General features: G+C 70.0%; 10 protein-coding genes and 2 pseudogenes. 5 read left to right on the top strand and 7 right to left on the bottom strand.

Translation table 11 applies throughout. The annotated features are described in order from the left end of the window. Positions 1 to 446: 446 nt before the first annotated feature. A complete protein-coding gene (locus AB0K51_RS34000) occupies positions 447 to 1,241 on the bottom strand; it encodes a hypothetical protein (RefSeq protein ID WP_363462043.1) in 795 nt (264 codons plus the stop codon). Positions 1,242 to 1,353: 112 nt separating this feature from the next. Here AB0K51_RS34000 and AB0K51_RS33995 point away from each other — a divergent pair, with 112 nt between their 5' ends. After that, positions 1,354 to 1,998, top strand: a complete 645-nt coding sequence (locus AB0K51_RS33995) for a TetR/AcrR family transcriptional regulator (RefSeq protein ID WP_363462041.1) — start codon at positions 1,354 to 1,356, stop codon at positions 1,996 to 1,998. 87 nt (positions 1,999 to 2,085) lie between these two features. Then, positions 2,086 to 3,183, top strand: a complete 1,098-nt coding sequence (locus AB0K51_RS33990) for a glutamate--cysteine ligase (protein WP_363462039.1) — start codon at positions 2,086 to 2,088, stop codon at positions 3,181 to 3,183. Between the two features lie 57 nt (positions 3,184 to 3,240). Here the strand turns inward: AB0K51_RS33990 and AB0K51_RS33985 are convergent, their stop codons facing one another. After that, positions 3,241 to 3,651 carry a hypothetical protein gene (locus tag AB0K51_RS33985; protein ID WP_363462037.1) on the bottom strand — a complete coding sequence of 137 codons (411 nt, stop codon included), beginning with the start codon at positions 3,649 to 3,651 and terminating at the stop codon, positions 3,241 to 3,243. A 230-nt stretch (positions 3,652 to 3,881) separates the two neighbouring features. On the opposite strand from AB0K51_RS33985, the pseudogene AB0K51_RS33980 reads away from it, so the two are divergent. The 3 genes and pseudogenes from AB0K51_RS33980 to AB0K51_RS33970 form a co-directional block, all read left to right on the top strand. Beyond that, positions 3,882 to 4,520: pseudogene (locus AB0K51_RS33980) on the top strand (IS5 family transposase); the annotation flags it as partial. A gap of 536 nt (positions 4,521 to 5,056) precedes the next feature. Next, positions 5,057 to 6,838: a reverse transcriptase domain-containing protein gene (locus AB0K51_RS33975; RefSeq protein ID WP_363462035.1), complete on the top strand. Its 1,782-nt coding sequence runs from the start codon at positions 5,057 to 5,059 to the stop codon at positions 6,836 to 6,838. Positions 6,839 to 6,946: 108 nt separating this feature from the next. Continuing rightward, positions 6,947 to 7,069 (top strand): annotated as a pseudogene (locus tag AB0K51_RS33970) (IS5/IS1182 family transposase); the annotation flags it as partial. Between the two features lie 172 nt (positions 7,070 to 7,241). Here AB0K51_RS33970 and AB0K51_RS33965 read toward each other — a convergent pair. The 5 genes from AB0K51_RS33965 to AB0K51_RS33945 form a co-directional block, all read right to left on the bottom strand. After that, the gene (locus AB0K51_RS33965) at positions 7,242 to 7,589 is read right to left on the bottom strand and encodes a HEAT repeat domain-containing protein (RefSeq protein WP_363462033.1); all 348 of its coding nucleotides are present in this window, start codon (positions 7,587 to 7,589) and stop codon (positions 7,242 to 7,244) included. A 27-nt stretch (positions 7,590 to 7,616) separates the two neighbouring features. Beyond that, complete coding sequence (locus AB0K51_RS33960) at positions 7,617 to 8,549, bottom strand: hypothetical protein (protein WP_363462031.1); 933 nt, start codon at positions 8,547 to 8,549, stop codon at positions 7,617 to 7,619. Positions 8,550 to 9,064: 515 nt separating this feature from the next. Beyond that, on the bottom strand, positions 9,065 to 9,946 hold the full coding sequence (locus tag AB0K51_RS33955) for a SigB/SigF/SigG family RNA polymerase sigma factor (RefSeq protein WP_363462029.1): 882 nt from the start codon (positions 9,944 to 9,946) through the stop codon (positions 9,065 to 9,067). Positions 9,947 to 10,322: 376 nt separating this feature from the next. After that, complete coding sequence (locus AB0K51_RS33950) at positions 10,323 to 10,496, bottom strand: CsbD family protein (protein WP_363462027.1); 174 nt, start codon at positions 10,494 to 10,496, stop codon at positions 10,323 to 10,325. Positions 10,497 to 10,671: 175 nt separating this feature from the next. After that, on the bottom strand, positions 10,672 to 10,857 hold a 186-nt coding region (locus tag AB0K51_RS33945), incomplete at its 5' end, for a SpoIIE family protein phosphatase (RefSeq protein ID WP_363462025.1).

Here is a 10,857-nt window from a genome sequence, read left to right as displayed (position 1 = left end):
ACCAGGGCAAGAACCCCACCGCCGGCGGCCCCTACGACCAACTCCCCTGGCGCCCCGGCCTCCTCACCCTCCAACACTGACCCACCCAGCACACACACGGGAGCCCCGGCCACACAACGGCCGGGGCTCCCCCCGTATCAGCCGGTCCGGAGCAATTCGGAGCGGATCTCCATCTGGAAGCCGTCCTCCATCGCCACGAAGTTCGCCGCGAGCTGCCGGGGCGGATCCTGCAGTGTGAAGTGCCCCTGCGACTGACCGAGCACCAGGACCGAGGCGTAGACGGCGATCTGACGTTCCGCCAGGGAGCTGTCGAGGGCGGCGGCCCTGGGATCGCGCGGGCAGCGCGGCCAGTACTCGTACAGGGGTCGATCTCGTGGACGAGCGCGTCGAGGTCGCCGTAAGAGAGCCTCGGCCGAAGTCATCCGCCGCGGCGGCCTGGACTGACGCTAGCCGGCGTTCCGGGGCCGTCGGGCGAGGATTCCGGTCAGCGAGGCGACCGTGAGGCGGGTCGGTCGGCGCAGATCGCGCTCCGGGTGCAGGACGGTGCGGAACGCTGCCCAGCTGAGGGCGCCGAGGACGAAGCCGTAGGCGGAGACCAGGCCGTGCCCGTTCTCCTGGGCGAACCACATCGCCAGCCCGAGCACCGGCACACCGAGTGCGAGCAGCCGGTTCTTGCGGACGGCTTTGGCGCTCGTGCCCTCGCCGGCAGCGTCGCGGTCGGCGGCCTGGCCGGAGTGCCCGTCGGCACCACCGTGCAGCAGCAGCGCCGCGGCCAGCGTCGCGCCGAGGAAGTAGGTGGCGCCGGAGCTGCCGGCGAAGTTGCGGGGGTCGGTGCTGTGGGAGGTCTGGCCCCAGAGCTTGTCGATCTGCTCCGGCAGCAGGATGCCCGCGGTGAACAGGCCGAGTGTCAGCGGCGCGCCCCAGAACCACTCGGCGAGGGCCGCGACGGCGGCGAGGGTGGCGAGGTTCCAGGCCGCCCCGCCGAAGCCGCCGTTCTGCATGAAGACCGAGGTGACCACGCGCCACCAGCCGGGCTTCGACGGGTCCGCGTCGAGCGCCCCCATCGCCCCCGACCAGCAGAGTTGGAGGGCCACCGCGGCGAGCGCGAGCCCGGTCAGCCCGACCGCCGCCCAGGGGATCCGCCGCCCGCCCAGCGTGCTCCGGCCGACCAGGGCCAGACCGCCGTTGAACATCAGCACCATCAGTGCCGCCGTGGTCACGTTGAACACCAGAGCGTCCATCGTCACCACCCCCCTCCGAGCCGTGTGCGCTTTTCTGATCATGACATTAGCGCCCCGAAGCAGGGTTTCAAACACTGTTCGAAAACGGACTCCGGCTCGCTAGACTGCGGTCGTGAAGCTGACCGCAGACCGGATCATCGACGCGGGGATGGCAGCGTTCGCCGAGACCGGCTACCACGGGTTCTCGGTGCGCAAGGTCGCGGACCGGCTCGACGTGCACGCCGGCAGCCTCTACTACCACGTGGCCAACAAGGCCGCGCTGCTCCAACTGATGGCCGACCGGGTGGCCCGGCAGGCGTTCGAGGCCGGCACCGCCGCCCTGGCCAGCCTGCCCGCGCAGGCAGGCTGGCCGGCGCGGGTCACGGCGCAGGCCGTCGCCCTGCGCCGGAGCATCCGGCGACATCCCGGCGGAGCGATCATGCTCGCCGGCAGCCCGAAGACCCTCAGCCCCGGCGCACTCTCGCTGATGGAACGCCTGCTCGACACCCTCGCCGAGGCCGGCGTTCCCCCCGAGCACTGCGGCACCGCCGCCGACACCGTGCTCAGCCACGTCACCGGCTACGTGCTCCAGGAGCAGAGCGAGCCACCCGCGGTGCCGGTCACCGCCGACGACGTCGCCGCCCTCCGTCGGAGCTTCCCCCGGACGGTGGCGGCCGCGGCCGCTCTCGACCCGGACGAGAAGTTCCTTCGGAGCCTGGACCTGCTCTGCGCCGGCATCGGGACGCAGATCCCGCCGGCGAGCAGGCCAGCCGGTTGACGATCCGAGCCACGGGCCGGCCGCGACCCGGCTGCACCGCATTCACCTGCGGGGATTGCGGCGGACCATCCGGGGTATCCGCGGGGCATGCTCACCCTCGGTGTGGAGGAGGAGTTCCTCCTTCTCGACCTCGGCACGGGCCTGCCGCGCGCCCGCGCGGAGCAGGTCCGTCGCAGCGCGGGCCTGCAGCCCGCCCTCGCGGAGGACGAGGTGCAGCGGGAACTCCTGCAGGCCCAGCTGGAGGTCGCGACCCCCGTCTGCCGGGAACTGGAGGAGGTCGGCGGACACCTCCTGCGCATGCGCCACGCCCTGGGGCAGGCGGCCACCGCGGACGGTTGCTGTCTCGCCGCGTCCGCAGCCGCTCCGTTCGCCGACCGGCTCACCATGCCGATCACCGACACCGCCCGGTACCGCGCCATGCACAGCGACGCGCCGCAACTGACCGATGAGCAGCTGATCACCGGCATGCACGTCCACCTCGGCATCCCCGACCGCGCGCTCGGGATCGTCGTGCTGAACCGGTTGCGTCCGTGGCTTCCGGTGCTCGTGGCGCTGGCCGCCAACTCGCCCCTGTGGCAGGGCGCCGACACCGGTTTCGCCAGCTGGCGGACCATCGTCTTCGGCCGCTGGCCCGTCAGCGGTCCGCCGCCGCGCTTCGAGGACGCCGCCGACTACGACCGGCGCACCCGCGCGCTGGTGGCACGCCGACTGATCCACGACCGTGGACAGATCTACTGGCACATCAGGCTGTCCGACCACTACCCCACCGTCGAGCTCCGCGCCATGGACGTCCAACTCCGGCCGGACGAGGCGGTGATGCTCGCCGGGACCGTGCGGGCCCTGGCCGACCGGGCGATCAGCGACCACGGGGCGGAGCGCCCAGGCCCCATCGTCGAGCCGGAGGCCCTGGCGGCCGCGGTGTGGCACGGCGCGCGCCACGGCTCCGCGGGTGAGGTGTTCGATCCCGTCCACGGTGGGCTCGTCGCGGTGGGAGAGGCGGTGTCGACGCTGCTGGACGCCGTCGACCCGGCACTCGACCGGAGCGGAGACCGCCGGCACATCGTTCCCGTGCTCGACCGGCTGCTCCGCGAGGGGAACGGCGCCACCCGCCAGCGCCGGGTCCTGCGGGAGCACGGCCGGGAAGCCCTGATCGCGATGATCGGCGACCAGACCACCGGCAGCTGACCCGGCACCGCGACCTGCCTGTCGGCGTGACGGTGGGGCGAGCCGGCGAGGCTGCGATCAGCTGGAGCCGTCGTCGCGTCCGAACAGGTGGGGCCTGCGGTGTCCGTTGGCCGGTGACGCCTCGTCAGGTCCGCGTGGTGTGGCCTCCTGCTGGTGCATCGGGCCGGTCCGTGTCCCGGCGGTCTGCTCGTGGGGACGGCGCGGCCCGCCGTCGAGCAGGTCGTCGCGCTGCCTGGTGAGGACGGCTCGCTGCGCTGCGAGGACGTCGCGCTCCCGGTAGAGGCTGTCCCGGTCGTCGGCGGCTGCGGTCGCCTCCACCCGGGCCGCGTCCCGCTCCTCGACCGCGGCGTCGCGGTCCTTGGTGGCGGCGGCCGTCTCCCGGCGGGAGTCGCGCAGCCCGTGCCGGGCGGTGGCACCGCGCCGCGAGGTGCGGCGTGCTCCGGTCAGCAGGAGGCGGAGGCCGAGCATGGCCGCCGCGCCGACGACGACGCCGAAGAGGAACAGCGTCCCGGTGGAACCGGTGAGCTGGTGGCCGACCAGCGTGAAATTGTTCGTCAGGTCGTGTGCGGTGCCGATGCTACCCCGCAGGTCTACGAACTAAGTGGTGGACTCCGGTGACCCGTAGCGACAGAAGGTGCCGATATGACCACTTCACCGACGGTGGAGGGCGACAGGCTCAGTCGGGAGCGGGCGCTGGCCTGCGCGCTGGAGATCATCGACCGCGAGGGCGTCGAGCGGATGTCGAGCGACTGCGTGTCCCGGACCGGGCAGCACTCGCGGGTGTGCTGTACGTGCTGCGAACCGGTATCGCCTGGCGCGACGTTCCCGCGGACGCCGTGGGCTGCTCGGGGTGACGGCCTGGCGCCGGCTTCGGGACTGGACCGAGGCCGGCGTCCGGCCGCAGCTGCACGAGGCCCTGCTGGCCGAGCTGCGGGCCAACGGCCGCCTGGACATGGACGATTGCGCGATCGACGGCTCCCACATCAGGGCGCTCAAAGGGGGGACCGCGTCGGCCCCTCGCCCGTCGACCGCGCACGGCCGGGGTCCAAGCACCATGTGATCGTGGACCGCCACGGCACGCCGCTGGCCGTGTCCGTGACCGGCGGAAACCGGCACGACGTCACGCAGTTGATCCCGCTCCTGGACGCGATACCCCGCATCCGGGGCCTGCGCGGACGACCCCGCAACAGGCCCCGACGACTGTTCGCCGACCGAGGCTACGACTACGACAAGTACCGCCGCCTCCTGTGGAAGCGCGGCATCAAGCCCTGATCGCGCGCCGAGGCGTCGCACACGGATCCGGGCTCGGCCGCACGCGCTGGGTCGTCGAGCGGACCTTGTGCGCCACGAGGCGCTCTGTTTGTATCCCCGGCTCAGCCGGGAGGAACTCGGAAGGAGGTTCCTGGGCCGGATGACTCACCTGGATCCGAAAGGTGAAGGGGACAAGAGCATGTCAGGAAACCGGTGACCGGGCCCAGTTGCCAGGGACGGTGCACCGGGCGGCCCGCGCGATATGGCGAAGACTGGATTGTTTGAAGACCAATCTCCAGAAGATGCAAGTTCCCATCCGTCGGAAAGACAGCTGAAACCGACGCCGACCCTGCACCGGTTTCGATTGTTGGCCTGGTGCAACTTCCGTGGTTCGGAGCGATGTCCAGCGAGGACATTCAAGGAGATGAGTGGGACGCCTAAGTCGCGCTAGAACGTACAGACAGGGACGAACGTGGGATCGCCTACGGGACGCGAGTCCTATGGCGACGGAGGCCCCGTAGTAGTCGCCGGAGTCACGCCCGGCCGGGGAGGGCGGGAAAGCCGTCCGCAGGGCGAAGGGGGCCAGGTGATTCGGACACCCGGATATGGGGAGGTATGCGAAATGCAGAGCGCCGCAACGGTGCTGGGTGTCCTGCGTGAGCGCGGCAGGCGCCATCTGCCGTGCGACGAACTGTATCGACAGCTGTTCAATCCACAGTTGTATCTGCTGGCCTACGGTCGCATCTACGCCAACCACGGCGCGATGACGCCCGGGGCCACGCCGGAAACCGTGGACGGCATGTCCCAGCGGAAGATCGACCGGATCATCGAGGCGATGCGCCACGAGCGCTACCGCTTCCGGCCGGTCAGGCGCGTGCACATCCCGAAGAAGAACGGGACCACGCGTCCGCTGGGGCTGCCGACCTGGTCGGACAAGCTCGTCGAGGAGGTGGTCCGCCTGCTCTTGGAGGCGTACTACGAGCCGACGTTCTCCGACCGATCTCATGGATTCCGTCCCCGACGGGGCTGCCACACCGCGTTGCGGGAGGTGGCCCACACCTGGACCGGGACGTCCTGGTTCATCGAAGGGGACATCGCCGACTGCTTCGGCAGCCTGGATCACCAGGTCCTGCTGTCGATCCTCGGCGAGAAGATCCATGACCAGCGGTTCCTGCGGCTGGTGCGCAACATGCTGACAGCCGGATACCTGGAGGACTGGAAATGGGGAGCCACGCCCTCCGGAGCGCCGCAAGGCGGAGTGGCCTCCCCGATCCTGTCCAACATATATCTGCACCGGTTGGACGAGTTCGTCGAGAAGGTTCTGATCCCGGAGTACACCCGTGGAGAGCGCCGGGTTCGCAACCCGGCGTATTTGGAGTTGCAGAATCTGCTGGCGAAAGCCCGCCGGCGCGGCGACCGGGCCCAGGCCCGGATACTGCGTCAGCGGATGGTGAGCCTGCCGAGTGCGGATCCCAACGACCCGTCATATCGCAGGCTTCGCTATGTCCGCTACGCAGACGACCACCTCCTCGGATTCACCGGACCGAAAGCCGAGGCCGAGCAGATCAAGCATCGCTTGGCGGAGTTCCTGCGTGACGAACTCAAGCTGGAACTCTCCCGGGAGAAGACGCTGGTCACCCACGCCCGAACCCGGGCGGCGCGGTTTCTCGGCTACGAGATCACGACCCAGCACAACGACACGAAGAAGACCGGCCGCTACCGCAGGGTCAACGGTCAGATCGCCCTTCGCGTCCCCAGGGACGTGATCAAGGCCAAGTGCGAGCCCTACCTCGCCCGCGGCAAGCCCGCGAAGCGAACGGAACTGACCAACGGCAGCGATCACGCGATCGTCGCCACGTTCGGGGCCGTCTACCGGGGCATCGTCCAGTACTACCTGCTCGCCGGAGACGTCTTCCGGCTGCACCGCCTGCAATGGGTCATGGAGACATCCATGCTCAAGACCCTTGCGGCCAAGCACCGTTCGACCGTGACGAAGATGGCCGCCAAGCACAAGGCCAGAATCGACACACCCAACGGGCCCCGAGTCTGCTTCGAGGCCCACATCGAGCGGAAGAACAGGCAGCCGCTGGTGGCACGGTTCGGTGGAATCCCTCTCCAGCAGCAGCGATCGGCGAAGGTCGTCGACCGTCGGCCTGTCTGGGTGGACTATCCGCAGAAGGAGCTGATCACCAGGCTCCTGGCGGACACATGCGAGGTCTGTGGGGCCACCGGTGATGTCCAGGTGCATCACGTCCGAGCCCTTGCCGATCTCGCCCGTGTCGGATGGCCGCCGTCCGACTGGGCGCGCGTCATGCTCGACCGGCGGCGCAAGACCCTCGTGGCCTGCACTGCCTGCCATGACCGCATCCACGAAGCGCGAACGGCCCGATCACTCACGCCGTGATCACTGGAGAGCCGGATGACAGGGAAACCGTCATGTCCGGTTCGGCGGGAGGCCGTGCGGAAAAGGACCTGCCACGGGCAGGCACCTCGCCGCGCGGCCGACCCAACCGCATGGCTCCATCAGTTCAAGCGACTCCGCACCCGGTACGAGCGCCGAGCCGACCTCCACCAAGGACTCCTCGAACTCGCAGCCAGCATCATCTGCCTACGCCGACTCCAAAGATCATTCTGAAACGATCAGTAAAGGTAGGCCCACGGTTCGACACCTGAGGCAGAGCTGTGTGTCCGGGGACGCCGCCCGCTCGGCCCGGGCCACCGCGAGGCTATTCAACCGCCCACCGATCACGTGGTCCAGTGAACCGCGGAACCGCCGAAAGTACCGAAGGCTGCGCTGCGGCGCACTTTCATGCGTGATCGCTCCGGTTGTTCGCACGGTATTGCCACAGTCCGGAGGTCCTGTGGTCGTGCTGCGAGAACACGTCGAGTGGTCCGACCCGCTCGTACGCCTCCTCGGTCCGTGGGTGGTCACGGCGGGCGAGTGCCCAAGCTGCCTCCAGACGCAGATCGTTGTCCTCCTCGTCGAGGAGCGCGAGGAAGGCGTCCAGGATGGCGGCACTCCGGTCGTCGTATCCGGCGAGGGACGCTGCGGCGCGGCGCCGCACCCAGATGTTCTCGTCACGAATCAGGACGAGCAGGGCGTCTCGGACCGCCGGCTCGAGTCGCCTGTCGGGTGTGGACCACGGGACGAACACCTCGGCAACGGTGGCCCGGACCTCGGGCTAGGGGTCGTGGATGCGTCCGAGGAGCGCCGATGCAGCCCGCTCCCTGCTCACGCAGTACACGGCCGCGCTGCGTACTCGCGGATCGGGATGGCTGATGTACCGCAGGCCGATGGCCTCCTGCTCCGGCTGCCCATGGCCGGTGTAGACGTCCAGGATGGCGGCGAGGACCTGCCCGTCGGGTTCCTCCTGCGCCCAGGACGCCAGGAAGTCGACATCCTGGGCGAGGTCCGGTGGGCGGTTTACCGGCACGAAGAGGTTCCGGTGCCAGATGACCCGGGCGAGGAAGTGGCGGCACAGGGGGTCGGGGTGCTGCCGCAGTGCGGTGAGCTCGGACCAGATGCGTGGGCCTCGGCGCTGGCCCAGGTAGTAGGTGGCCGCGAACCAGTTGCTGTCTCCGTCCTGCGCGTGCGGGACGGCGCGTGCCATCACTTCGTCGATTGGCGGGAACACTCCGAAGGCCCATTCGAGGTGGGTGAGGATGGCTCCGTGGCCGTCCCGAACGGTGTACCCACCGAGGGAAAACTCATCGGCCGTGTCGCCATCGGGCTCGTCGATCCGGCGTTTGGCAGCCGATTCCGGGGCTCCGGTCCGTCTGCGCAGTTCTTCGACCACACCCGTCTCATGCCAGTACCGGGCCAGGCCGAGCAGTTCCCGCCGGGACGCCTCTGGCAGACGTAGTCGGGGGTCGCGTCCAAGCACCGCGGAGACCAGCCTGGGGGAGCCCGTACCGACGGCCAGCAGCAAAGGAGTGCTGCCGTCCGGGAGCTCGCGGTCCGGGTCGGCTCCCCCGTCGACCAGGACCTCAGCGGTGAGGTGATCGAAGTCGGCTACGGCGGTGCAGAGCACGGGCAGTCCGTCAGAGCCCGTGGTGTCCGGATCTGCCCCCTGTTCCAGACAGGTCCGCACCGTGTCGGCGTCCCCGGCGGTCACGGCACTGACCATCCGGCCGGCCAGGTCCGACGACGGATCCGTCAATGCTCCCCCTGATGGCGTGTCCCAGGTGAGCAACGTACCCGAAGCAACGAGCGGGTGCGGAGGCTTATTCATCGGCGAGGCGGCGCTCGGCAGAGCGGGACAGTAGACGTCGCCGAGGGGAACCGTTCGTCGGTCCCACCTGTGAAGCCCCAGCGTGTGAGTTCCAGCCGATGGTCAGCCACAGATCTGCTGACCTGCGCGCTTTGCGCCCAGGCGGGTCCGACCAGTCGCGCACGGCAAGCTCACCGGTGCACGACCTTTCGATTCCTGGCTCGACCGAACATCACGACGACCTTTAGACGCAGGTGCTGACGGAGAATCACATCGGGGGGGGCAGAAAAGTGTGGACCATCGGCGCCGTCGTGGCCCTGATCGGCGCCACGCTGCTCGTCATGGGCGCAGTGGGCCACGAGGTCGCCGGCCGCCGCCACTTCCGGTAGGAGACGGACGCGTACCTGCGCCCGCGCCGGTCAGTCGGTGTCAGGGCCCGGAGCGGTCAGCCGGGCCCGGATGCCGTCCAAGGTGGCCGTCAGCAGCCGGGAGACGTGCATCTGGGAGCAGCCGATCTGTTCGGCGATCTCCGACTGGGTGCAGTCGCCCCAGAACCGCAGCATCAGGACGGTGCGCTCGCGGGGCGTGAGGTCCTTGAGCAGGGGCCGCACCGACTCGCGGCAGTCGACCAGGTCCAGCCTGGCGTCGCGTTCGCCGAGCCGGTCGAGCAGAGCGCTCCCGTTCTCGTCGTCGCGGTCCTCGCGCAGCGCGTCCAGCGATCCGGTGCGGTAGGCCCGGCCGACCTCGAGGGCGGACCTGGCGGTGTCGGTGTCGAGCCCGAGGGTTTCGGCGAGTTCCCGGGCGGTGGGCAGCCGGCCGAGGTCCTGTTCCAACCGGTCGGAAGTGCGCGCGACCCGCAGGTACAGCTCCTGCAGGCTCCGCGGTACCCGCACGGACCAGGTGTCGCGGAAGAACCGCTTGATCTCGCCGGAGATGGTGGGGATCGCGTAGGTCACGAACACGACGCCGCGCCGGTGGTCGTAGCCGTCGACGGCCTTGATCAGGCCCACGGTGCCGACCTGCAGGATGTCGTCCATGTCGGCGGACCGGTTGCGGAACCCGGCGGCGACGAAGCGCACCAGCGGCATGTTCAGCTCGATGATCGTGCCGCGGACGTAGCTGTAGGCGGCGGACTCGCGTTCCAGACCGGCCAGCCGTGCGAACAGCGCGTCGCTCAGCTCGCGGGCCTCGGCCTTGCCCATCAGCCGCATCTCCTGGCGGGTCGGCCGGCCGGACTCCGGCGGGACGTGGCAGGGCGCGGTGGGCACAGCGGTGGACAGCGTGGTGGTGGGGGTGGACACGGGGTCATCTCCCTGTTTGATCCCCGCGGCGAGGCGGGCGCGTCCAGCTTGGACCTGGCCGCGCCGATGGCGGGGATGCGAAGGTGGGAGACCGTGACACCCGGCTTCTTCAGGCGGCGGCGTCCCGGCACGGTGACCGTGCCGTGGTCCCGGCGCCCCGAGGACGCCGGACCGGAGCCGGGCAGGACAGCCCGAGTGCTCCGCACCCTCTCCCCTACCCGGTCAGGGCCGCTGCCAAGCACCCCGACGAGCGACGGACCGGCCGCCCTGCGCGACCGGTGCGCCCCAGCCCGCAGGCCGGGAGCGCACCACGCGCGAGGAGCCTCGATCTGCCGGACCTCCTCCGCACCGCCCGTGAATCCTCGTGATCCGTCCGTCAGTGCCTGGTGGCGTCCTTGACCTTCTCGCCGGCCTGCTTGAGGTCGCTCTTGGCCTGGGTCGCCTTGCCCTCGGCCTTCAGGCCCGGGTCGTCGGTCGCGCGGCCGACCGCTTCCTTGGCCTTTCCCTTCGCCTTCTCCGCGACGTTCTTCACCTTGTCTCCGGTGCCCATGGCAATCGCTCCTCCGCTCGCGGCCCGGCCGGGTGCGGCCGGTGCCTCCGGGGCGTCTGCTCGGCCTCACGGACCCGAAACCGCTCAGCGGACCTCGGCTTGCTCCCGTGCGGCGCGGGTGAGCGGACCCGGCCCCGGGCGGACGTCCGGGCCACCGGCCTGGCGGGCTCCGCGCTCAGGCCGGCTGGAGGCCGACGATGCAGGTGTCGTCCCGTGGGTTGGGGGCGTTGAGCCGACGGAGGATGTGGTCGATGCGGCCCCGGAGCCCCGGAGCCTGGTACTCCTCCGCGGCCGTGCGGAGGCGTTCGAGTGCGTGGTCCAGCGTCTCGTCACGCCGTTCGATGAGTCCGTCGGTGAACAG

Source organism: Kitasatospora sp. NPDC049285 (assembly GCF_040678815.1).
GTDB lineage: Bacteria > Actinomycetota > Actinomycetes > Streptomycetales > Streptomycetaceae > Kitasatospora.
The sequence above is the reverse complement of the archived record's forward strand: the minus strand, read 5'-3'. Positions and strand labels throughout refer to the sequence as shown.

Coding starts and splice junctions, on each gene's coding strand:
- AB0K51_RS33975 (WP_363462035.1), top strand. CDS start 5,057: ATGCAGAGCGCCGCAACGGTGCTGGGTGTCCTGCGTGAGCGCGGCAGG.
- AB0K51_RS33990 (WP_363462039.1), top strand. CDS start 2,086: ATGCTCACCCTCGGTGTGGAGGAGGAGTTCCTCCTTCTCGACCTCGGC.
- AB0K51_RS33950 (WP_363462027.1), bottom strand. CDS start 10,496: ATGGGCACCGGAGACAAGGTGAAGAACGTCGCGGAGAAGGCGAAGGGA.
- AB0K51_RS33985 (WP_363462037.1), bottom strand. CDS start 3,651: ATGCTCGGCCTCCGCCTCCTGCTGACCGGAGCACGCCGCACCTCGCGG.
- AB0K51_RS34000 (WP_363462043.1), bottom strand. CDS start 1,241: ATGGACGCTCTGGTGTTCAACGTGACCACGGCGGCACTGATGGTGCTG.